Here is a 21,984-nt window from a genome sequence, read left to right as displayed (position 1 = left end):
AGACAGTATACAAAGGAGTTCCAGAATTATTATGAAGGAAGCAACTAAACAGTATTATGTATATATTCTCCTTTGTGCTGATGCTACCTTGTATACCGGATATACCGACAATGTAGAGAAAAGAATAGCGGCCCATGCAGCGGGCAAGGGCGCAAAGTACACGAGAGGCCGCGGTCCTTTCATTTTAGTGCATGAAGAAATGTTCTTTACAAAACGAGAGGCATTGCAGCGGGAACGGGAGATTAAATCCTGGAATCGGCAGAGAAAAAAGATGTTAATTGATCAAAATAGAGGAGGCAGACATGAAACAACAACATAGTTATGCCCAGGAAGGCGGCGGCCTGTATCTGGTTGCGACACCAATTGGAAACTTAGAAGATATGACGTGGCGGGCCGTCCGAATTTTAAAAGAAGCCGATATTATTTTTGCAGAGGATACCAGACAAACTAAAAAGCTCTGTTCGCATTTTGATATTCATACCCCTATGAACAGCTACCATGAACACAATAAGCAATATAAAGGAGAAGCCATTCTGGAAGCACTGCGTGAACAAAAAACAGTAGCGCTCGTAAGTGATGCCGGAATGCCGCTTGTCTCAGACCCGGGTCTTGAAATTGTAAAGCAGTGTGTCGAATTGGATATCCCCGTTATTCCTCTTCCGGGAGCGAATGCAGTGCTGCCCGCTCTGGCAGCTTCCGGACTGGCCGCCCAGGGATTTTATTTCTACGGGTTTCTTCCAAGAAAGAAAAAAGACCGGCTCGAAGAACTGGCACGGCTTTCTGAAGTCGGTGTGCCGCTTATTTTTTATGAAGCTCCGCACCGGCTTAAAGACATGCTTAAAGACATGAGCAGCGTCTGGGGTGACCGGCAGGCATCTCTTGGCCGGGAATTGACCAAACGTTTTGAGGAATTTACGCGCGGTCGTATTTCAGAGCTGGCAGACTACGCCGGCTCTCACCAAATAAAGGGCGAATGTTCTCTTGTAGTGGAAGCAGGGAGCGGGGATCTGATGAAGAAAAACGACTGGTGGGAAGAATACAGTCTTCAAAGCCATGTTCATTACTATATAAATGAGGGAATGACCTCGAAAGATGCGATTAAGCAAGCAGCCGTTGACAGGGACATGCCGAAACGGGAATTGTACGCCGCTTATCATGAAATTAAAGACGGGTAAATGAGTGTTACCAAAAAAGGGCGGCATCCAAAAGGATGCGCCTGCTTTCATTGATTTTATTAAGCGTTGTCTTATGCTTGTTTGTGTAACTTTGAAAGATCCTTCATGATTTCCTCTGCGCCTTCTGAGAAGAATAGTTTTTGCCGCCGGCAAGAGAGACGTTATCGTCGGAAACTTCACCTGTGACCTGGCAGGTCATATTCGGCTTGTATTTTTTCAAAATAATGCGATCGTGATCCACATAAATTTCGAGAGCATCCTTTTCAGCAATTTCTAATGTGCGGCGAAGTTCTATCGGAATAACCACTCGGCCGAGCTCATCTACCTTACGTACAATACCTGTTGATTTCATAATTTCGTCCTCCTAGGATTGAAATCGTTTATGTCATCTTTCGACATTTTTCTCTATTTGTAACCTAAGAATACCAATGATTAGAAACCAAGTCAAATATTTTTTACTCTGTCTCATTGTAATATATAGAAATTTTTTCATGTTAGCAAAATCCTTTTGTATCAGTATTTAAATAGATGAAAAAAACGCATATTATGTTTTCTCTCCTGGTGCAATTTCCATTTGTTGAGCTGTTGAATGGATAGGTAAAAGAAAAAAGAGTGATTTTTGTCGAAAAAAGTCGTAAATGTATATAGCAGCTGATATATTGACAGTGATGGCTTTCCCGGATATATTTACTATTGATGTTTAATATAAAATGAATATTGATTTCCTATGAAGGGATAAGTACAAAAGGACGCTGTAACAGAGAGCCGGGAACTGCTGAGAACCGGTACAGCTGGAATTTTCGAAAATGGTCCGGGAGGAGTTTTCTCTTGAGTTTAAAGAAATGAAAGAGAAACGTATTTCTGCGTTAAAGATAAGCGCTGTTTTCTGTTAAAGCTTTTGGAAAATGCGCACCGAGCCCCCTCAGTTTACCGGGGGAAATTTGGGTGGTACCGCGTGAGTGAAACTCTCGTCCCTTTGCAGGACGAGGGTTTATTTTATTTTATATAAGGAAGTTTTTCTATGAAGGAGGCCCCACTATGACAAAGAACGATAAGACATTTTACCTGACAACACCTATTTACTATCCAAGCGCCAAGCTTCATATCGGCCATGCTTATACGACAGTAGCAGGAGATGCTATGGCCCGGTACAAAAGACTTCGCGGTTATGAAGTACGTTATTTGACGGGTACAGATGAACATGGCCAGAAAATTGAGCGAAAGGCCGAAGAAAAAGGTGTTTCTCCACAGGAGTTTGTTGATGAAGTAGTGATAGGAATCAAAGACCTGTGGGAAAAGCTTGATATTTCCTATGATGATTTTATTCGGACTACGGAATCACGGCACAAAGAAGTCGTTCAGAAGATTTTTGAAACGTTGAAAGAAAATGGAGATATTTATTTAGATGAATACGAAGGCTGGTATTCGGTGCCGGATGAAACGTTTTATACCGAAAGGCAGCTTGATGATCCTATATATGAGAACGAAAAAATAGTCGGCGGCAAAAGCCCGGACAGCGGCCATGCGGTAGAATGGGTAAGAGAACGCTCGTATTTTTTCCGGATGAGCAGGTACGCTGACCGCCTGTTAAAGTATTATGAGGAGAACCCGGAATTCATTCAGCCGGAATCCCGCAAAAACGAAATGATTAATAACTTTATTAAACCCGGACTCGAAGACCTTGCTGTCTCCCGGACCGCTTTTAAATGGGGTATTCCAGTAGAAAGCGATCCAGAGCACGTTGTTTATGTTTGGATAGACGCACTATCCAATTACATTACGGCACTTGGGTATAGTACGGACCAGGATGCGGATTACCAGAAATTCTGGCCGGCAGATGTGCATATTGTTGGAAAAGAAATTGTTCGTTTCCATACAATATACTGGCCGATCATGCTGATGGCTCTTGATCTGCCGCTGCCCAAGAAAGTTTTCGGACACGGCTGGCTTTTGATGAAAGATGGAAAAATGTCGAAATCAAAAGGTAACGTAGTCGATCCCATTCCGTTGATTGAGCGCTATGGACTGGATGCCCTCCGCTACTATCTGCTTCGTGAAGTGCCATTCGGCTCCGACGGAGTCTTTACACCAGAAGGGTTCGTCGACCGTATCAACTATGATTTGGCCAATGACCTGGGGAATCTTCTTAACCGTACAGTAGCAATGGTAAACAAATATAAAAGCGGAACGCTTCCGGCTTACTTAAAAGACGGAACACCGTTTGATGCTTCGCTGGTTGAACTTGTAGAGGCAACGGTGGTGAAGGTTGAAGACGCTATGGAAGATATGGAATTTTCTGTAGCCCTGGCAGCCATTTGGCAGCTGGTAAGCCGCACGAACAAATATATTGATGAAACACAGCCGTGGGTGCTTGCGAAAAGCGATGAGCATGGCGAGCAGCTGGGGTCTGTGCTTTATCATCTGGCAGAATCGCTGCGCCATATATCCATTATGATCCAGCCTTTTATGACGAAAACACCGCAGAAAATGTGGGAGCAGCTCGGCATCCAGCAAGAAGATACGGTTTGGGATTCCCTTCATACGTTTGGAGTGCTTCCTGAAGGAACAACAGTGGTGAAAAAAGGTACACCGGTGTTTCCAAGGCTCGATTATAAAGAAGAAGTGACCCATATTATTGAAGATATGGGAGGAGAAGCGAAAAATGAAGAAACAGAACCGGCACAGGAAGAAAACGTGCAGGAGAGGGAAAGCAATGAAATTACGATTGATGAATTTCATAAAGTGGAGCTGAAGGTAGCGGAAGTGACAGCGGCCGAACCAGTGAAGAAAGCCGATAAGCTTTTGAAAATCCAGCTCGAACTTGGAGGAGAATCAAGGCAGGTCGTTTCGGGCATTGCTCAGCACTATACGCCTGAGGAGCTCATAGGACGAAAAGTAATTTGTGTTACCAATTTAAAGCCTGTGAAGCTTCGCGGTGAATGGTCGCATGGAATGATTCTTGCTGCATCCAAAGGAAAAGAACTGACGCTTGCTACGGTAGCGGAGTCTCTACCTAATGGCTCGATTGTTAATTAAATAGAAAGAAAAGGGCAGGCTCCGGCCTGTCTTTTTCGTAAGGAGGATACAAGCATGCTGTTTGATACTCATGTTCATTTAAACGTAGAGCAATTTGATGAAGATGTAGAAGAAGTGATAGAACGGGCCAAAACCGCCGGCGTAGAGTGGATGAATGTGATTGGGTTCGATCGCCCTACTATTAAAAGAGCGATTGAACTCGCAGAGAATTATGAATTTATATATGCAACCGTCGGCTGGCATCCGGTTGACGCTATAGACATGACAGAAGAAGATTTAAGCTGGATCGAAGAGCTCGCCTCGCATCCTAAAGTAGTGGCGCTTGGAGAAATGGGACTTGATTATCACTGGGATAAATCACCAGCGGATATTCAAAAAGAAGTATTTCGAAAGCAGATCCGTCTGGCTCAAAAAGTAAATCTTCCGATCGTTATTCATGACCGGGAAGCCCACGAAGATGTGGTAGCTGTGCTGCAGGAAGAAGAGGCGGAAAAGACCGGAGGTATTATGCACTGTTTCGGCGGTGATGCCGAAATGGCCGCTAAATGCCTGGAAATGAATTTTTATATTTCTTTTGGAGGGCCGGTAACGTTCAAAAACGCCAAACTTCCGAAAGAAGTGGCGGCAGATATTCCGATGGACCGGATTCTAATAGAAACGGATTGTCCGTTTTTAGCGCCTCATCCCTACCGTGGCAAAAGAAATGAACCATCCTACGTCACGCTTATTGCGGATAAAATTGCGGAAATCAAAGGAATGGACCCTGAAGCATTTTATGCTCAGACGACAGATAATGCAAGGCGTTTGTTTCGTTTGGAAGGAAACTAATATGCTGCGTATTAAAGAATGCATTGTTGTAGAAGGAAAAGATGATACTGCTGCCGTTAAGCGTGCAGTTGATGCGGACACGATTGAAACGAACGGCTCGGCGATTGGCGAATCTGTTCTGCAGAGAATTGAGCTGGCTAATGAACGGCGCGGCGTCATTATTTTTACAGATCCAGATACACCCGGAGAAAGAATCCGTCGTATTGTCAGTGAAAGGGTGCCCGGGTGCAAACATGCTTTTATTACCAAAACAATGGCAGCCTCGAAGTTCAAAGGCAGCCTCGGCATTGAACATGCGTCCCCGGAACACATTCAGGAAGCCCTTGCCGCGGTAAGAGAGGATTATGGAAACAGCAGGCCGGGCTCTGATATTCCACATGGAGATCTCATTGCGGCCGGGCTTCTTGCCGGTCCCAATGCGAAAAGACGGCGGGAACAAATGGGTGAAAAATTAAAAATCGGCTACGCGAACGGAAAACAGTTTCAAAAAAGACTGGATATTTTCCAAATTCAAAAAGAAGAGTTTGCCAAAGCGATGAAGGAAGTATTAGAGGAGGAAGATCGAGGTGTCTAAAGATATTGCCACACCGACGCGGACAAAAGAAATATTGGAAAAGTACGGCTTCTCATTTAAAAAGAGTCTCGGCCAGAATTTCCTTATAGATACTAATATTCTGCAGCATATTGTAAAGGCTGCAGATATGGGTGAAAACGACTCTGTGATAGAAATAGGCCCCGGTATCGGAGCGCTCACAGAGCAGCTGGCTAAAGCCGCGGGCAGGGTAGAGGCCTTTGAAATCGACCGACGGCTGCTGCCGATTATTAGCAGATACGTTAAAAGCCTACCCCATGTGACGGTGCACCATCAGGATATTCTGCAGGCTGACCTGCGTTCGCTGCTGGAAAAACTTCGGGACTCTGGAAAAACGGCGGTAGTCGGCAATCTGCCGTATTATGTCACGACGCCAATATTAATGGGGCTGCTGGAACAAAAGCTTCCGTAGACCGGATTGTTATTATGATCCAAAAAGAAGTGGCAGAGAGAATTGCAGCGGCTCCCGGCTCGAAAGCATACGGGTCCCTTTCAATTGCAGCACAGTATTACGCAGAAGTGACGCAGGAACTCGTGGTGCCTAGAACTGTATTTATGCCTAAACCCAACGTGGATTCCGCTATTCTGCGTCTGGATGTACGAAGCGGGCCGCCGGTGGAAGTGAGAGATGAAGCTTTCTTTTTTACCCTGGTACGCGGTGCATTTACCCAGCGCCGGAAACGCTTTGGAATAATGTTCAGAACAGTGTAATGAATAAAACGTATAAAATAGAAACTGCAGAATCTTTTTTCTGAAATTGATATTGATCCTGTCAGACGGGCAGAAACACTATCTATAGAAGAGTTTGCCCTATTAAGCAACCGGATGTATCCAATGTGGAAGAAATGCGGGAAAAAGCGGAATAGAGGGCACTAGCACTGCTTTAACCGGCAGAATGAAGCTTTATTTTCTTCTTAAAGTTTTTCTGAATTAAATCGTTGACATGCTCTATTCATACTTGATATAATCATAAATTTACTTGACATCAGCGTTCACTGGTGGTATACTATTGTATGAGTGAGGTGGATCTTAGACAATGGGAAAAACACTGGTAGAAATTAAAGAGTCGCTAGATGCAAAGGTCGGTAAAAAAGTCACGGTTATTGCTAATGGAGGAAGAAAGAAAACGATCGAACGATCCGGTTTTCTGGAAGAAACATATCCTTCTGTTTTTATTGTGAAGCTTGACAAAGAAAAGCATCACGTGGAAAGAATTTCTTACAGTTACACAGATGTACTCACGAAAACCGTACAGCTTTTTCTTCCAGAAGAAGAAGCGCTAGTTGAAAAAATGTAATTGCAGCCTTAACCACATATGAATGATATGTGCGTCCTCTGTTAAAGGAGAAGCGTACCAAAAAGCCCCGGCAGAAGAGAATTCTCTGCTGGAGCTTTTTTTTGTATGGGAAATTATTTCTCGGTGAAAATAAAGCCACTGCCTGATCATCTGTAAGCGTAAACTGTACATACTGGAAGTTTTCAACTAAAATATACAGAGATAATGAGGCGGCAGATGCGAAGGTCGCTATCAGCGGCTGAAGACAGAGAAGGAGAATGTTAGGTGAAACGATCAATTAAAGCACCTGCGAAAATTAACTTGAGCCTGGATGTGCTTCATAAGCGCGAGGATGGGTTTCATGAGGTAGAGATGGTTATGGCTCAAGTGGATTTAGCAGATCGTCTGGATTTTACGCTGCGTGCTGACGGCAGGATTACTGTAGAAATGTCCGAGGGATTTCTTCCTGTGGACCATCGGAATTTTGCTTATCAGGCGGCCCGGCTTCTGCAGAAGAAGTATCAGGTAAAAAGCGGTCTTCATATTTATATACATAAGTATATCCCTGTAGCGGCAGGGCTGGCAGGAGGAAGCAGCGATGCAGCTGCGGCGCTGAAAGGTGCTAACGAAATGTGGGGGCTCGGTCTTTCTATAGAAGAGCTTGCCGTGTACGCTGCAGAAATTGGGTCTGACGTAGCATTCTGCGTGTACGGTGGAACAGCGCTCGCTACAGGGCGCGGCGAAAAAATTAAGCGCCTGCCGGCTCCTCCGCCATGCTGGGTGATTTTAGCAAAACCTCCGATCGGTGTATCAACGGGAGATATTTATAAAAAGGTAGACGCGGGAAAGCAAAGAAAGCCTGCCAGTCCTTCCATCGTAAAGGCGCTTGAAGCGGGAAGCTTTCCTGATGTGTGTTCCAATTTATACAATGTGCTGGAAGAAGTGACGCTTCCGATGTATCCGGAAGTAACCCGCATTAAAGAGCGGATGCTCGATTCGGGTGCGGACGCGGCGCTGATGAGCGGGAGCGGCCCGACGGTATTTGGTCTGATTGAACGAGAAGCCAAGGTGCATCGTGTATATAATGCGCTCCGGGGATTCTGTGATCAGGTTTATGCCGTGCGGATGATCCGTCATGAGGAATAGGCTTGATTAAATCCGTATATTAATGATATATTTTGGATATAATATTCGGATTTGATACGGAGGTTTACATGAAAAAATGGTAACGAAGCGGAAGGCTTGTAGATATGACCCATTATTTAAAGGAACACCCTCATCAGCTCGTGTCACTGAGCTATTTTTCAGAGCGGTATGATTCGGCTAAGTCTTCTATTAGTGAAGATTTAACGATTGTAAAAGAAGTGTTTGAAGAACAGGGGATTGGCTCTTTGTTAACGGTAGCCGGAGCGAGCGGCGGAGTGAAATACATACCGAAAATACAGGGTGAGGAAGCAGCGGGGCTTGTACAGGATATCTGCGGAAAGCTGGAAGACAAAGAGCGTCTTCTGCCGGGCGGATACTTGTATATGATGGATATTCTCGGAAAGCCCCAGCTAATGAAAGAAATCGGGCGCCTGTTTGCTACGGTATTTGCAGAGCAGAAAATTGATTCCGTGATGACAGTTGCCATGAAAGGGATTCCTCTGGCTTATGCGATTGCTTCGCATTTAAACGTCCCGGTAAGTGTCGTAAGGCGTGATCACCGCGTTACCGAAGGCTCTATGGTAAGCATCAACTATGTGTCTGGTTCGGCTAAACGTATACAAACGATGTCTCTTGCGAGAAGAAGCCTTCAGGAGGGCGCCCGGGTCTTAATCGTCGATGATTTCATGAAAGCAGGCGGAACTGCCCGTGGCATGATGGATCTTTTGAGTGAGTTCAAAGCAGAAGTTGTCGGTATTGGCGTATTAGTAGAAGCAGAAGACGTAGAGGAACGTCTCGTTGATGATTATGTTTCCATCGCAAGGCTCGCGGATGTGAATAACCAGCAGAAGCAGGTGAAAGCGGAACCCGGCAATATTATAAATAAATTAAAAGCGGAGGAATAATATATGAAAAAAGTATTCACTAAAAACGCTCCCGAAGCAATCGGGCCTTATTCACAGGGAATTATTGTAAACAATTTATTTTACAGCTCCGGACAAATTCCACTTCAGGCAGACGGTGAGCTGTTGGAAGGAAATGTCCAGGAGCAGACCCATCAGGTGTTCAAAAACCTGCAGGCGGTTCTTGCTGAAGCCGGCGCTTCTTTAGATACGGTCGTTAAAGCAACAGTATTCATTAAAAATATGGATGAATTTCCTTTGATTAATGAAGTGTACGGAGAGTATTTCAGCTCTCACCAGCCTGCACGTTCTTGTGTGGAAGTGGCGAGGCTTCCAAAAGATGTACTGATCGAAATTGAAGTCATTGCTTTAGTGAACGCTTAAAAATAGCAAAGCAGACCACGGCCTTCTCTCTTTGAAAAAAGAAAGAAGGCTTTTTTTTACCATCATTTTCTAAAAATTTAATTTTTTTAGAAGGACTATCTCTTTTTTTGTTGAATGTAGCTGGTATACATCTTAAATAAAAAGGGGGTAGAGCAAATGGAAGTAACAGATGTGAGACTTCGCTGTGTGAAAACAGAAGGGCGCATGCGCGCTATTGCATCTATAACACTGGACGGGGAATTTGTGATCCATGATATCCGGGTCATTGATGGAAACAATGGGTATTTTGTAGCAATGCCGAGCAAGCGTACTCCCGATGGAGAATTCAGGGATATTGCCCATCCTATTTCTACTGGAGCCAGAGAAAAAATTCAGCAGGCGGTTCTGCAGGAGTACAGCAGGCAGAAAGAAATGGATTCCACGGAGTGGGAAAAAGAAGCCCAAACTCCGCTGTAACATGATATACTTAAAGATGGAATGTACGGCTCTGCAGCAGGCAGGGTCGTTTTTTGTACGTTATCCAAAAGACAACAGAAAGCAGAAAGCATTACAGAATAATGTGACTTTCTCTGCCTGCCTTGAAATAAAGCGTCTTTTAGGATATATTCGTTATGGAAAATCGGATACTTGGAGGATGAGTAATGAATAAACGCTATGCTGTGATTTTAGCTGCCGGAAAAGGTACACGGATGAAGTCGGAATTATATAAAGTGCTGCACCCTGTGTGCGGGAAACCAATGGTGGAACATGTAGTAGACCAAGTGTCCCAGACAGGTGCAGAAAGCATTGTCACGGTAACAGGTCACGGAGCGGAAATGGTAAAAGAACACCTTGGAAGCCGTTCTTCCTATGTACTTCAGGAAAAGCAGCTCGGTACAGGCCATGCAGTTATGCAGGCGGAGGAGCTTTTAGGAGATAAAGAAGGCGTAACGATTGTTCTCTGCGGAGATACGCCGTTAATCAGCTCAGAAACGATGGAAGCGTTGTTTACCCATCATCAGGAAACCGGAGCAAAAGCAACTGTATTAACAGCAGGCGCAGAAGATCCTTCCGGGTACGGCCGGGTGGTACGTGAACAGGAAACAGGAAATGTCCTGCGTGTCGTGGAACAAAAAGATGCTTCCGAAGCAGAACTTGCAATTGGAGAAATCAATACAGGCACATACTGCTTTGATAATGAAACGCTGTTTCGTGTTCTAAAGCAGGTGGGTAACGACAATTCCCAGGGTGAGTATTATCTTCCCGATGTTATCGGGATTTTGAAAGATGAAGGAGAAACGGTTTCCGCCTGGAAAACACCGGACTTTTCGGAAACAATTGGTGTCAATGACAGAGTCGCGCTGGCAGAAGCAGAACAGACGATGAAGCGTCGGATCAACACATATTGGATGCGTCAGGGTGTAACGTTTATTGATGATGCGCAGACGTATATTTCAGCAGATGCGGTTATTGGAAGCGACACGGTGCTGTATCCGGGGACCATACTAAACGGTAATGTAACGATCGGTTCAAAATGTAAGATCGGTCCTCATACAGAGATTTCGGACAGTGTGGTTGGCAGTGAAACGGTAATCAGGCATTCTGTTGTCTCCGAAAGTGAAGTAGGCAGCAGTGTCAATATTGGTCCTTTTGCTCATATTCGTCCCGCTTCTGTTCTTGCAGACGAAGTAAAAGTAGGCAACTTTGTGGAAGTGAAGAAAGCTTCTTTCGGTAAAGGCAGTAAAGCGTCTCACTTAAGTTATATTGGAGATGCAGAAATAGGAAGCGACGTAAACCTTGGCTGCGGTTCGATTACTGTCAATTATGATGGCAAACAGAAATACTTGACCAAAGTGAAGGACGGAGCGTTTGTAGGCTGCAACGCTAACTTAATTGCTCCTGTGACTATCGGTGAGAATGCCGTAGTAGCAGCAGGTTCCACTATTACAGAAGACGTGCCGAGCCAGTCCCTTTCTATTGCCCGGTCCCGTCAGACAAATAAAGAAAATTATATAAAATAAATAAAGCCGGTACAGTCCTGGGTTTTTAAAATGTTAACGGAGGGAAATTTACTAATGCCAACCTATGAGGATCCATATTTAAAGCTTTTTACCTTGAATTCCAACCCTGCTCTTGCTGAAGAGATCAGCAGGAAAATAGGAGTCCCAATGGGAAAAAGCTCTGTTAAGCGCTTCAGTGATGGAGAAGTGCAGATGAATATTGAAGAGAGCATCCGCGGATGTGATGTTTTCCTTGTTCAATCTACTTCCGACCCGGCCAATGAACATCTTATGGAACTGCTGATTATGATTGATGCGATGAAACGGGCTTCCGCGCACACGATAAATGTGGTTATCCCTTATTATGGATATGCACGTCAGGACCGTAAGGCTCGTTCAAGAGAGCCAATTACATCAAAGCTTGTAGCTAACCTGCTTGAAACAGCCGGCGCGACGCGCGTATTAAGTGTGGATCTTCACGCTACCCAAATTCAGGGTTTCTTTGACATCCCGGTCGATCAACTGCTTGGAGAACCTATTCTTTCTCATCATTTTGAACAAAAAGGCCTCGAGGATGTTGTCATTGTATCCCCCGATCATGGCGGTGTAGTCCGTGCCAGAAAAATGGCGGACCGTATGAAAGCTCCGATTGCGATTATTGATAAGCGGCGTCCGAAACCAAACGTTTCTGAAGTAATGAATATTGTAGGGGAAGTCCAGGGGAAAACGGCGATTATTATTGATGACATTATTGATACTGCCGGCACGATGACGCTTGCGGCTGATGCATTAATTGAAGCAGGAGCTAAAGAAGTTTACGCATGCAGCACGCACCCGGTACTATCCGGACCTGCCATTGAGCGTATCGAAAACTCGCAGATAAAAGAGCTTGTGGTCACAAATACTATTGTTCTTCCAGAAGAAAAGAAAATTGCTAAAATTACACAGCTGTCTGTGGCTCCGTTAATGGGTGAAGCCATTATCCGTGTACACGAACATGCATCTGTCAGCACATTGTTTGAATAAACTCCTGCTGGGCAGGGACTTGCTTTTTATAAAAAAGACTGGTATAATCTCGTCTCAAGTGGGTAAAAAAAATTAACCCCTGCGAAGACAATCTAAATGAGGTGAAAGAAGCATGGCTACAGTACTAAAAGCCGAGAAGCGCACAGATCTCAGAACTTCTGAGAACAAATCATTGCGCCGCAACGGGCAGGTACCGGCCGTTCTTTACGGAAAGACAACCGATAGCACAGCAGTTTCAGTGCATAGTGTTGGTTTTATAAAAACTATTCGTGAAGTAGGACGTAACGGTATCATCGATCTAGAAGTAGAAGGCGGAAAGAAACATCAGGTTATTGCACATGACGTGCAAATAGACCGCATCAAGGATCAGATTCTTCACATCGACTTCTTTGCAGTTGATATGAAATCTGAAATGGAAGCAGAAGTTTCCGTTAATCTTGTTGGAGAAGCACCTGGAGAAAAAGACGGCGGCGTTGTATCAAACCTATTGTTTACTTTAACAGTAAATGCACTGCCAGCTGACATTCCTGAGGAAATCACTGTTGATATCTCCGAGCTTAATATCGGTGACTCTATATCTGTAGAAGATGTGAAAGCATCCGGCAATTTTGAAATTATCAATGAGCCGACAGAAACGGTAGTTACAGTAGTAACTCCAGATATCGAAGAAGAGCCTGAGGAAGACGATGAAGAGCAGGAGCCGGAAGTAATCGGTGAAGAGAGCGACGATTCCGAAGGAACAGAAGACGAGAACAAATCAGAATAATAAGCAGTAATAAAAAGGTATAACCGTTACAGGTTATGCCTTTTTACCACTTGTTTTAATAAGAAAGGTGCAGACAGCGTTTAAGAGAACTTAGCCGCTGTCTGCGCTTTTCTGGACGCAGAGAGGAAAGGAAGAAACCAACGATGAAAATTATAGCCGGCCTGGGTAATCCGGGCAAAACATATGACCAGACAAGGCATAACATTGGATTTGATGCCGTAGATAAACTGGCAGCCCGTCTTGGCCTGCAGTGGGTAAAAAATAAAAAATTATTTCTTTCCTGTGAAACGATCATCAATGGGGAAAAAATTATTTTGTTGAAGCCTTTAACATATATGAATTTATCAGGAGAAGCGATTGCTCCGATCATGAACTATTTCGACGTATCGCCGGATGAGCTTGTTGTGCTTTACGACGATCTCGACCTGGAGCCGGGAACCCTCCGCCTTCGTCAGCAGGGGGGGCACGGGGGCCATAACGGCATTCGATCCATTATTGATCATTTAGGTACCAAAGAATTCAATCGTATTCGTATCGGTGTAGGAAGGCCGGATCCGGGAGTCTCTGTCGTGAATCATGTACTCGGGCGTTTTGCTCCTGATGAAAAGGATAAAGTGCAGGAGGCTGCCGATCAGGCCGCCAAAGCAGCAGAAGCATGGACGTCTCACAGCTTTAAAGAAGTAATGAATACATTTAATCAAAAAGCCTGAAGCCAACTATCTGTTAACGTTCCGTGAAACATTGTAAACTATACATGATAAAGTCGATGCATCAGCTGATACAGAACCAGGGTTTGAAACAAGGAGGATAAAGATGTTATGAAGGGATTAATTAATGCCCTCGCAGGAAATGATGAAATACAAAAGGTAGTAAAAGGAATTAAAGACGGGGCTGGAGAACAGTTGGTCGCCGGGCTGAGTGGTTCAGCCCGGGCTTTTGCTATGTCCTATATTAAGCAGTCCATTGATTATCCGCAGCTGATTATTACTCATACCCTGCTGCAGGCACAAAAGATATATGATGATTTGCTGGAACTAATGGATACCGATGTTTATTTGTATCCCGTAAATGAACTGATTTCTTCTGAGATCGCTACGGCAAGCCCTGAAATGCGCGCCCAGCGGATTGATATACTTAATAAACTCGCTTCCAGCACTTTCACGGGTGTGGTTATTGTGCCGGTTTCCGGAGCCAAGCGACTGCTTCCGCCGGTGAATGTATGGCAGGAAGCGAGCATCTCGCTTCGTCCCGGAGAAGAAATAGACGTAGATTCCTTTGTAGCAAGACTTATTTCTCTGGGTTATCAGCGTACGACAATGGTTTCGGCTCCCGGAGAATTCAGCGTACGCGGTGGTATTATAGACACCTATTCTTTAACAGAAGAATATCCGGTACGTATTGAGTTGTTTGATACAGAAGTAGATTCCCTGCGCTATTTTCATGCAGAAGATCAGCGTTCTCTGCATCAAATCGAGGAAATTACGATAGGTCCTGCTGAAGAAACCATTCTCTACAGCCATCATTTTGAAAAAGCAGCTGTCCTCCTGGAAGCGGGTATGCAAAAAGCCATTCAAACGGTAAAGAGCAACGATGTCAAAGATAAACTGCATGAACATCTTGCCTACGAAAAAGAACAGCTGGAGCAGAACAGCCGTTTTCAGGGTATTTATAAATATACGGAATATTTTTACGAAAAGCCGGCGACACTGCTTTCTTATTTCCCGGAGAATACGGTAGTCTTTCTGGATGAAATCAGCCGGGTACAGGAAATGGCTGAACGTTTGGATCAGGAGGAAGCGGAATGGAAAACAGCTGTGCTGGAGCAGGGGGAGCTTCCGCTTGACCTTTCTTTATCGCTGCCTTTTCATCAACTTTTTGCAGAGAAAACCTGGCCCCGAATTCATTTTTCTTTATTCTTACGGTCGCTTCCATCTTCCCAGCCAAGCTCCACCAGCAGTATATCCTGCAAGCCGATGCAGCCATTCCACGGCCAGATGCCGGCGCTTAAAACGGAGGTGGAGCGCTGGGTTAAAGCAGACTATCAGGTCGTTTTTATGGCAAGCGATGAAGACCGTGCGCAGCGTCTCCAGAATATTTTATCCGACTATGAAGTTGATACAGATAGAAGCGGATTTGACGGCCCATTTTCAACGGAAAGAGCGTCGGTCGTCATTGGCCAGCTGAGCAGCGGTTTTGAACTGCCCGCCGAAAAAATAGCCATTATCACAGAACAGGAAACCTTCACCAAAAAAGTAAATCGCCATAAAAAAAGGCAGAAGCTTTCCAACGCAGAAAGAATTAAAAGCTATTCAGATTTAAAAATAGGGGATCTTGTTGTACACGTAAACCACGGCATCGGGAAGTATCTAGGGATTGAAACGCTGGAAGTTGGAGGCATTCATAAGGATTATCTGAATGTATCGTATGCTGGAAATGACAAATTATATGTTCCTGTAGAACAAATTGATCAAGTGCAGAAGTATGTAGGTGCTGAAGATAAAAATCCCAAGATTTATGCCCTCGGCGGCAGTGACTGGAAAAAAGTAAAGCGTAAAGTCCAGTCTTCCGTTGAAGACATCGCGGATGACCTGATCAAGCTGTACGCTGAAAGAGAAGCTTCAAAAGGACATGCCTTTTCCCCAAGTGAGAAAGAAGAAACGCTGTTTGCTTCTTCGTTCCCGTATCAGGAAACCGAAGACCAGGTAAAAGCTATTCAGGAAATTAAAGAAGACATGGAACGCGAACGGCCGATGGACCGGCTGCTTTGTGGAGATGTCGGCTATGGTAAAACAGAAGTAGCTATCCGGGCTGCATTTAAAGCGATTGCTGATGGTAAGCAGGTGGCGCTCTTAGTGCCAACGACGATTTTGGCGCAGCAGCACTATGAAACCATTTCGGAGCGTTTTACGGAACATCCGATAAACATAGGTCTTTTAAGCCGATTCCGTACTAGAAAACAGCAGACCGAAGCACTGAAATCGCTGAAAGAAGGCGGCGTCGATATGATAATCGGCACACATCGTGTACTGTCCAAAGATGTGGTCTTTAAAGACCTCGGTCTTCTGATCGTCGATGAGGAACAGCGGTTTGGTGTAACGCATAAAGAAAAAATCAAACAGCTGAAAGCCAATGTAGATGTGCTCACACTTACAGCCACGCCTATTCCAAGAACGCTTCATATGTCGATGCTTGGCGTGCGTGATCTTTCTCTTATTGAAACACCACCGGAAAACCGCTTCCCTGTGCAGACATATGTACTAGAGTACAACGCAGGGCTGGTAAAAGAAGCTGTGGAGCGGGAATTGAGCCGGGGCGGTCAGGTGTACTTCCTTCATAATCGGGTAGAAAATATCAGCCGGGTGGCAGAGCAGATTTCGATGCTGGTGCCGGAAGCAGAAGTTGCTTACGCACACGGGCAGATGAATGAGCAGGAACTGGAGTCGGTTATGATCGACTTTTTAGAAGGCAATAAAGATGTGCTGGTAACAACAACGATTATTGAAACAGGGGTAGATATTCCAAACGTTAATACGCTGATTATTTCAGACGCGGACCGGATGGGCCTCTCTCAGCTCTATCAAATCAGGGGCCGGGTCGGACGCTCCAATCGGGTTGCCTATGCCTACTTTACGTATCAGAGGGATAAGGTGCTTACGGAGGTAGCCGAAAAGAGGCTGCAGTCGATTAAAGAATTTACCGAGCTTGGTTCCGGATTCAAAATTGCGATGCGCGACCTTTCTATCCGCGGTGCCGGAAACCTTCTTGGTTCCCAGCAGCATGGCTATATTGAATCTGTAGGTTTTGATTTATACTCGCAGATGCTCAAAGAAGCAATTGATGAACGGAGAGCCGGTACGCCTAAGCCAAAACCTCCGGAAATTGAAATGGATGTAAAAGTAGATGCCTACATTCCGGAAAGCTATATTAATGATTCCAAGCAGAAAATTGAAATGTACAAGCGCTTCAAAGGGATAGAAACGCCGGAAGATCTGCAGGATCTGCAGGACGAAATGATTGACCGGTTTGGTGAGTATCCAAGAGAAAGGAAGATTTGTTTGCAATCTCCCGTATTAAGCTGCTTGCAGCAAAAGAAGGGGCAGAAGCCATTACGCAGGAAAACAAAAAGATCAATCTGCTCGTTACAGAAGAAATAAGCCGGCAGATTGATGGAGCTAAACTGTTCGCAGCCGTAAATGAATACGGCAAAGCGATTGGCATTGGCACGAGCGGTCAGAAAATTAAGCTTGCCGTTTATCTGGACCGCCTTGGCGGGAAATCTTTCCTGCATGTGCTTGAAGCGCTGCTAAAACAGCTGCCTTATACGAGAAAAGAAGATGAAGCGATAGTGAAATAATTAGGGAGGCCTCTGCTGAAAAGCAGGGGTTTTTCTGACAGCAGTAAAAGCGCTGTGTGCTATACTGGGGACGGAAAAGGAGCAAATGCCATGGAAGAAAAAAGCCCGGGCCGCAGAATATGGGCAGGCGCTTTATTTATATCAGGAGCCACAATTATAGGAAAAGTGCTGAGTTCATTATATAGAGTGCCTTATCAAAACATGACAGGAGACCTGGGATATTACGTATACCAGCAGGTGTATCCTTTATATGGTGCGGCAATGGTCATCGCCATGTATGGATTCCCGGTTATTATTTCTAAAATGATCGTTGATGCTAAACTAGATAAAGGAATTCAGGAGGCCAAAGAGACAGCCTGGTCGACTTTTTTCATTCTCTCCCTGCTTTTTACTATTCTTTTTGTATTGTTTTATACAGGCGCTGGAACGATCGCTTTGTTTATGGGGATGTTGAACTGACTGGTGCTATTCGGACGATGTCCTACGTTCTCCTGACTGTGCCGATTTTGTCTGTAGTAAGAGGATATTTTCAAGGAATGAACCAGATGGAACCGACCGCGTATTCCCATGTAGCTGAAAAGTTTATTAGAGTAGCGGGTATTCTATTGTTTGCCTGGCTGGCTGTAACGTTGGGCAATGGAGCGTATGATGCCGGAGAAGGCGCTTCAGCAGGTTCCGTACTTGGAAGTGTTGTAAGTGTGCTGGTGCTGGTCTGGTTTTTGCAGAAAAATAGAAAAAAATCACTGGCACAGCCGCTCTCCTATAGAAACGCTGTACATAGAATGCCTGGACATTCCAAAGTGCTTCTTACACAGGGACTAGTTGTATGCCTCGGAGCGCTTTTATTTATTTTGTATCAAATGATTGATGCATTTACTGTCGTGCGTTTTCTGCAGATGAATGGCGCAGTGGGAGAAGAAGCGATGATTGCTAAAGGTGTCTTTGACCGGGGGCAGCCGCTGCTGCAATTTGGAACGGTGATTGCATCTTCTTTTGCCATGGTACTCGTTCCGCTTCTGCAGGAAGAGAGAATGAAAGGAAAGCTTGCTTCTTCAAGGTATTACGCTTCACTTATGATGAAAGTCAGTTTTTTATTAGGGATGGCAGCTGCAGCGGGTATGGTTATTTTAACAGAGCCGATTAATATTATGCTGTTTACAAATGACAGCGGAACCGGTGTCCTCCGAACGCTCTCGACGGCACTAGTGATGAGCGGAACGGTAATGATTTCAGCAGCTGTGCTGCAGGGGAACGGTTCCTTTAGAGTGCCGGCTGTTTCGCTCGCAGCAGGCTTTGCTGTGAAGCTTATTTGTAATATAGTGTTAATCCCTGTTCTGGATACACACGGCGCTGCCATAGGAACGGTAGCTGGATTAAGTGTAACAGCAGCTGTGAACATTTACTGGATTTACCGGAAAGATATGATGGAAGCTTTCACTATAGTCTGGCTGGGCAAAGCTTTAGCCGCACTGGCGGGCATGAGTATTCTTCTTTTAGTGATGATGACTGCCGGGGAGGATCTGATGCATGACGAAAACAGGCTGGTTGCCGCCGGTTTTACATTAATGACATGTGCAGCAGGAGGTATACTTTTCTTATATCTTACAGCGGTTCTGCAGGTGATTACCAAAGAAGAACAAAACATGCTTCCCGGTGTAAAAAAACTACAGTCGTTGCGAAAAAGGAGGAACAAGTAGCATGAAACAAATAACAATTATCGGACTTGGAGCTGGAGAAGCCGATCAAATGAGTTTCGGCGTGTACAAACAGCTGCGTCAGGCTGAGTATGTATATCTGCGCACAAAAGAGCATCCAGCCGTTTCTATGTTTGAGGAAGAGGATATTCCTTTTCAAAGTTTTGATCATATTTACGAAACACATGATCAATTTGGAGAGGTATATGCCCAGATAGTCGAAGAGCTTCTGGCAGCTGGAGAAGAAGCATTTATTTATGCGGTGCCCGGTCATCCGCTTGTAGCGGAAGAAACGGTGCAGCGTTTAATAGAAGAAGAAAAAAAGGGAACAGTACAGCTTCATATTCAAGGAGGCCAAAGCTTTCTTGATCCTGCCTTTTCCGCCCTGAGAATAGATCCCAATGATGGCTTTCAACTGTTGGACGCCACATCTCTTGTACCGGAACAGCTTATGGTGACACAGCATGTCATTATTTCGCAGGTGTATGACCAGATGAGTGCTTCTAATACAAAGCTCACTCTAATGGAAAAATATCCGGACGATTATATGGTAACACTCGTTACGGCTGCAGGAACGTCGTTGGAACAGCTGGAGACCTTTCCTCTTTTTGAACTGGACCGCCGTGCGTCTCTCAGCAACCTAACGGCACTTTATGTCCCTCCTGTAAAAGAGGAAGCTCTTTTATATCGTGAGTTTGGAAAGTTAAAAGAAATTATCGGTACGCTTCGGGAACCGGGCGGGTGCCCGTGGGATCAGAAACAGACGCATGACTCATTAAAGCGGTACCTGATTGAAGAAGCGTATGAAGTGATTGACGCTGTAGACGAAAAGGATGACGAGCACCTTCAGGAAGAGCTCGGCGATGTCCTTTTACAGGTCATGCTTCATGCCCGTATCGCAGAAGAAGAAGGCTTTTTTTCAATAGAGGACATTATAGGAACGCTTAATGAAAAAATGGTACGCCGCCATCCCCACGTATTTGGAGATATAGAAGCGGAAACGAGTGAGGAAGTAAACCGGAATTGGGAAGAGATAAAAAAGGCAGAACGTGCCGGTGCCGGCAAAGAAACAGACAGTCTGGATGTACCTGTTTCTTTTCCTTCACTGATCAGGGCGGCAGAGCTCCAAAAGCAGGCTGCAAAGCAGGGAATGCCGGTTAAAGAAGAGCCGCTGCTTTGGGAAGTGTTTGAAACAGAATTACAGGAGTGGAAAGCAGCGCTTCAGGGAACGGATAAAGAAAAGCAGAAAGAAACGTTTGGCAGCGTGCTTTTTGTCCTGGTAACTATCGCCGGCCGCTATAAGCTTCATCCGGAAGAATCGCTTCATACTGCCAACAGGCATTTCGAAAAGCAGTATAAGGCGAAGAACGGCCAATAAAGGAGAGTATACGATGAGAATAGATAAATTTTTGAAAGTATCCCGCTTGATCAAACGCAGAACCCTGGCTAAGGAAGTAGCCGCGCAGGGGAGAATTAAAGTAAACGGCCATCAGGCAAAAGCTGGAACAGAAGTAAAGCCGGGGGACGAAGTGTCTATCCGGTTTGCGAGCAAAACGATCACGTTTTCGGTTGATGAAATTAAAGATACGACGAAAAAAGAAGCCGCAGAAAGCATGTATACTATTCTAAAAGAAGAGACGCCGGAGAGTAAATAAAAGAAAATTGCATAATTTATACAATTTTATATTGAAAGACCCCTCCTCCTTCGTTATGATATTAGTAATTGGTTATTGTATAACAGTTCTGAAAATATATAGCTAATGGCTAATATAATATATAAAAATAGTAACAGAAGGAGGGATGAAGGTCTTGGGTTCTAACAGTAGAAAAGTAACAGAAATTAACAAGTCTTATGTCCGTCAGCAGGAACGCGAACAGCAGCTGCAGGATGCTATTCAGTCCAAGCGGAAAAAAGGCCTCCGCCGCCGTTTAACAGCGATGGCTGTCACAGGATCTATTATTGCTGTAGTACTATCTGTGATTCTCATTACACAGTGGCAGACGCTTCATGCCAAAGAAACAGAAAGAGAAAACTTAGAAACTCAGTACACGGAAATGCAGGCTGAAGAAGAACAGTTGAGGCAGGACATAGAAAATTATCATGATTTAGATTACATTGCAGAAGTGGCCAGAAGTGACTACTACTTCACAAAACAGAATGAAACACTGTACAAAATGCCGGAAGAGTCTGCTGAATAATAAATGTATTCAAAGCGGCGTCCCTTTGTTCAATAAGTAAATGCATGCTGCTGTTTAACACGTAATCAGACAGCTTTACGGTTCTTATTAACATTTGAGGAGGAACAACTTCTACATGGCAATAATAGCGGGCGATAAGGTAAATGGCAGAATAACCGGCATTACCCATTTTGGTGCGTTTATTGAGCTGGCTGACGGCAAAACCGGCCTGGTTCATATCAGTGAAATAGCAGATAAATATGTCGATAATATTAAAGACTTTGTAAGTGTTGGCGATGACGTTATCGTAAAAGTTTTAAAGATAGAAACAGACGGAAAAATCAGCCTTTCTATTCGAAAAGCAATAGATCGACCTGCTAATGAACGACCAAAGCCTATCCGTTCTGCACCCGCCCGGCCGAAAGAAAAAAGCCATCAGAGCGGATCTTCTGGAAGCAAAAGGGCAAAACCTCTATCATTTGAAGATAAGATGAATAATTTTATGAAAGATAGTGAAGAACGTCTGACTTCATTAAGAAAGCAGACAGATAATAAGCGGGGCAAACATTCCCGTAAATAAGAAATGGTACGGAGACCGTGCGGCTTTCTTGAACCAAAAAAGCTGCACGCGTTTTTTTATGTTCTGTA

19 protein-coding genes, 4 pseudogenes and 1 other annotated feature are annotated in these 21,984 nt (G+C 44.6%); of the genes and pseudogenes, 22 read left to right on the top strand and 1 reads right to left on the bottom strand.

All coding sequences use genetic code 11. The features are described 5' to 3' along the window. Positions 1–31 precede the first annotated feature (31 nt). Together MMY81_RS16255 and rsmI are read left to right on the top strand one after the other, a co-directional pair. A complete protein-coding gene (locus MMY81_RS16255; RefSeq protein WP_252313690.1) occupies positions 32–319 on the top strand; it encodes a GIY-YIG nuclease family protein in 288 nt (95 codons plus the stop codon). Next, entirely contained in the window at positions 303–1,175 is an 873-nt protein-coding gene (gene rsmI, locus MMY81_RS16250) for a 16S rRNA (cytidine(1402)-2'-O)-methyltransferase (RefSeq protein ID WP_252313689.1), read from the top strand. The genes MMY81_RS16255 and rsmI overlap by 17 nt, the downstream gene beginning before the upstream one ends. Positions 1,176–1,246: 71 nt before the next feature. Here the strand turns inward: rsmI and MMY81_RS16245 are convergent. Beyond that, positions 1,247–1,527, bottom strand: a pseudogene (locus MMY81_RS16245) (AbrB/MazE/SpoVT family DNA-binding domain-containing protein). Between the two features lie 366 nt (positions 1,528–1,893). Continuing rightward, positions 1,894–2,154, top strand: a binding site (T-box leader). A 26-nt stretch (positions 2,155–2,180) separates the two neighbouring features. Between MMY81_RS16245 and metG the strand changes: the two are divergent. The 20 genes and pseudogenes from metG (at position 2,181) to MMY81_RS16140 (ending at position 21,916) form a co-directional block, all read left to right on the top strand. After that, positions 2,181–4,211 carry a methionine--tRNA ligase gene (gene metG, locus MMY81_RS16240; protein ID WP_308215371.1) on the top strand — a complete coding sequence of 677 codons (2,031 nt, stop codon included), beginning with the start codon at positions 2,181–2,183 and terminating at the stop codon, positions 4,209–4,211. Between the two features lie 54 nt (positions 4,212–4,265). After that, entirely contained in the window at positions 4,266–5,039 is a 774-nt protein-coding gene (locus MMY81_RS16235) for a TatD family hydrolase (protein ID WP_252313687.1), read from the top strand. Between the two features lie 4 nt (positions 5,040–5,043). Next, the gene (rnmV, locus tag MMY81_RS16230) at positions 5,044–5,613 is read left to right on the top strand and encodes a ribonuclease M5 (protein WP_252313755.1); all 570 of its coding nucleotides are present in this window, start codon (positions 5,044–5,046) and stop codon (positions 5,611–5,613) included. Beyond that, positions 5,606–6,507 (top strand): annotated as a pseudogene (gene rsmA, locus MMY81_RS16225) (16S rRNA (adenine(1518)-N(6)/adenine(1519)-N(6))-dimethyltransferase RsmA). Before rnmV ends, rsmA begins: the two are co-directional and overlap by 8 nt. Positions 6,508–6,667: 160 nt before the next feature. Beyond that, positions 6,668–6,928: a Veg family protein gene (locus MMY81_RS16220; protein ID WP_252313686.1), complete on the top strand. Its 261-nt coding sequence runs from the start codon at positions 6,668–6,670 to the stop codon at positions 6,926–6,928. Between the two features lie 264 nt (positions 6,929–7,192). Continuing rightward, positions 7,193–8,053: a 4-(cytidine 5'-diphospho)-2-C-methyl-D-erythritol kinase gene (ispE, locus tag MMY81_RS16215; RefSeq protein WP_252313685.1), complete on the top strand. Its 861-nt coding sequence runs from the start codon at positions 7,193–7,195 to the stop codon at positions 8,051–8,053. An 83-nt stretch (positions 8,054–8,136) separates the two neighbouring features. Further along, positions 8,137–8,958 (top strand): annotated as a pseudogene (gene purR, locus MMY81_RS16210) (pur operon repressor); the annotation flags it as partial. A 3-nt stretch (positions 8,959–8,961) separates the two neighbouring features. Then, entirely contained in the window at positions 8,962–9,339 is a 378-nt protein-coding gene (locus MMY81_RS16205; protein ID WP_252313683.1) for a RidA family protein, read from the top strand. A 156-nt stretch (positions 9,340–9,495) separates the two neighbouring features. Continuing rightward, positions 9,496–9,795, top strand: a complete 300-nt coding sequence (spoVG, locus tag MMY81_RS16200) for a septation regulator SpoVG (protein WP_252313682.1) — start codon at positions 9,496–9,498, stop codon at positions 9,793–9,795. A 185-nt stretch (positions 9,796–9,980) separates the two neighbouring features. After that, positions 9,981–11,339 carry a bifunctional UDP-N-acetylglucosamine diphosphorylase/glucosamine-1-phosphate N-acetyltransferase GlmU gene (gene glmU / locus MMY81_RS16195; RefSeq protein WP_252313681.1) on the top strand — a complete coding sequence of 453 codons (1,359 nt, stop codon included), beginning with the start codon at positions 9,981–9,983 and terminating at the stop codon, positions 11,337–11,339. A gap of 54 nt (positions 11,340–11,393) precedes the next feature. Continuing rightward, entirely contained in the window at positions 11,394–12,344 is a 951-nt protein-coding gene (locus MMY81_RS16190) for a ribose-phosphate diphosphokinase (RefSeq protein ID WP_252313680.1), read from the top strand. A 112-nt stretch (positions 12,345–12,456) separates the two neighbouring features. Beyond that, complete coding sequence (locus MMY81_RS16185; protein WP_252313679.1) at positions 12,457–13,110, top strand: 50S ribosomal protein L25/general stress protein Ctc; 654 nt, start codon at positions 12,457–12,459, stop codon at positions 13,108–13,110. A 143-nt stretch (positions 13,111–13,253) separates the two neighbouring features. Then, positions 13,254–13,820: an aminoacyl-tRNA hydrolase gene (gene pth / locus MMY81_RS16180; RefSeq protein WP_252313678.1), complete on the top strand. Its 567-nt coding sequence runs from the start codon at positions 13,254–13,256 to the stop codon at positions 13,818–13,820. A gap of 108 nt (positions 13,821–13,928) precedes the next feature. Continuing rightward, positions 13,929–17,264, top strand: a complete 3,336-nt coding sequence (gene mfd / locus MMY81_RS16175) for a transcription-repair coupling factor (protein ID WP_252313677.1) — start codon at positions 13,929–13,931, stop codon at positions 17,262–17,264. Continuing rightward, complete coding sequence (locus MMY81_RS16170; protein WP_252313676.1) at positions 17,162–17,464, top strand: hypothetical protein; 303 nt, start codon at positions 17,162–17,164, stop codon at positions 17,462–17,464. Before mfd ends, MMY81_RS16170 begins: the two co-directional genes overlap by 103 nt. Before the next feature lie 90 nt (positions 17,465–17,554). Then, a pseudogene (locus MMY81_RS36275) lies at positions 17,555–19,161 on the top strand (putative polysaccharide biosynthesis protein). Position 19,162: 1 nt separating this feature from the next. Beyond that, positions 19,163–20,536, top strand: coding sequence for a bifunctional methyltransferase/pyrophosphohydrolase YabN (gene yabN / locus MMY81_RS16155; RefSeq protein WP_252313674.1), 1,374 nt, complete (start codon positions 19,163–19,165; stop codon positions 20,534–20,536). 13 nt (positions 20,537–20,549) lie between these two features. Continuing rightward, positions 20,550–20,813 (top strand): RNA-binding S4 domain-containing protein, encoded by a 264-nt coding sequence (locus tag MMY81_RS16150; protein WP_252313673.1) that lies wholly within the window; start codon positions 20,550–20,552, stop codon positions 20,811–20,813. Positions 20,814–20,967: 154 nt separating this feature from the next. Beyond that, positions 20,968–21,357, top strand: coding sequence for an FtsB family cell division protein (locus tag MMY81_RS16145; RefSeq protein WP_252313672.1), 390 nt, complete (start codon positions 20,968–20,970; stop codon positions 21,355–21,357). Positions 21,358–21,472: 115 nt separating this feature from the next. After that, complete coding sequence (locus MMY81_RS16140) at positions 21,473–21,916, top strand: S1 domain-containing RNA-binding protein (protein WP_252313671.1); 444 nt, start codon at positions 21,473–21,475, stop codon at positions 21,914–21,916. The last annotated feature ends 68 nt before the right edge of the window (positions 21,917–21,984 follow it).

The organism is Sinobaca sp. H24 (assembly GCF_023845525.1).
This window is presented reverse-complemented; position numbering and strand designations above follow the sequence as displayed.

Excerpts from the sequence above, each read along its gene's own strand:
- yabN (WP_252313674.1), top strand. The coding sequence starts at position 19,163 with ATGAAACAAATAACAATTATCGGACTTGGAGCTGGAGAAGCCGATCAA.
- pth (WP_252313678.1), top strand. The coding sequence starts at position 13,254 with ATGAAAATTATAGCCGGCCTGGGTAATCCGGGCAAAACATATGACCAG.
- rsmI (WP_252313689.1), top strand. The coding sequence starts at position 303 with ATGAAACAACAACATAGTTATGCCCAGGAAGGCGGCGGCCTGTATCTG.
- MMY81_RS16235 (WP_252313687.1), top strand. The coding sequence starts at position 4,266 with ATGCTGTTTGATACTCATGTTCATTTAAACGTAGAGCAATTTGATGAA.
- MMY81_RS16185 (WP_252313679.1), top strand. The coding sequence starts at position 12,457 with ATGGCTACAGTACTAAAAGCCGAGAAGCGCACAGATCTCAGAACTTCT.
- mfd (WP_252313677.1), top strand. The coding sequence starts at position 13,929 with ATGAAGGGATTAATTAATGCCCTCGCAGGAAATGATGAAATACAAAAG.
- spoVG (WP_252313682.1), top strand. The coding sequence starts at position 9,496 with ATGGAAGTAACAGATGTGAGACTTCGCTGTGTGAAAACAGAAGGGCGC.
- MMY81_RS16220 (WP_252313686.1), top strand. The coding sequence starts at position 6,668 with ATGGGAAAAACACTGGTAGAAATTAAAGAGTCGCTAGATGCAAAGGTC.
- glmU (WP_252313681.1), top strand. The coding sequence starts at position 9,981 with ATGAATAAACGCTATGCTGTGATTTTAGCTGCCGGAAAAGGTACACGG.
- MMY81_RS16255 (WP_252313690.1), top strand. The coding sequence starts at position 32 with ATGAAGGAAGCAACTAAACAGTATTATGTATATATTCTCCTTTGTGCT.
- MMY81_RS16150 (WP_252313673.1), top strand. The coding sequence starts at position 20,550 with ATGAGAATAGATAAATTTTTGAAAGTATCCCGCTTGATCAAACGCAGA.
- MMY81_RS16205 (WP_252313683.1), top strand. The coding sequence starts at position 8,962 with ATGAAAAAAGTATTCACTAAAAACGCTCCCGAAGCAATCGGGCCTTAT.
- MMY81_RS16140 (WP_252313671.1), top strand. The coding sequence starts at position 21,473 with ATGGCAATAATAGCGGGCGATAAGGTAAATGGCAGAATAACCGGCATT.
- MMY81_RS16190 (WP_252313680.1), top strand. The coding sequence starts at position 11,394 with ATGCCAACCTATGAGGATCCATATTTAAAGCTTTTTACCTTGAATTCC.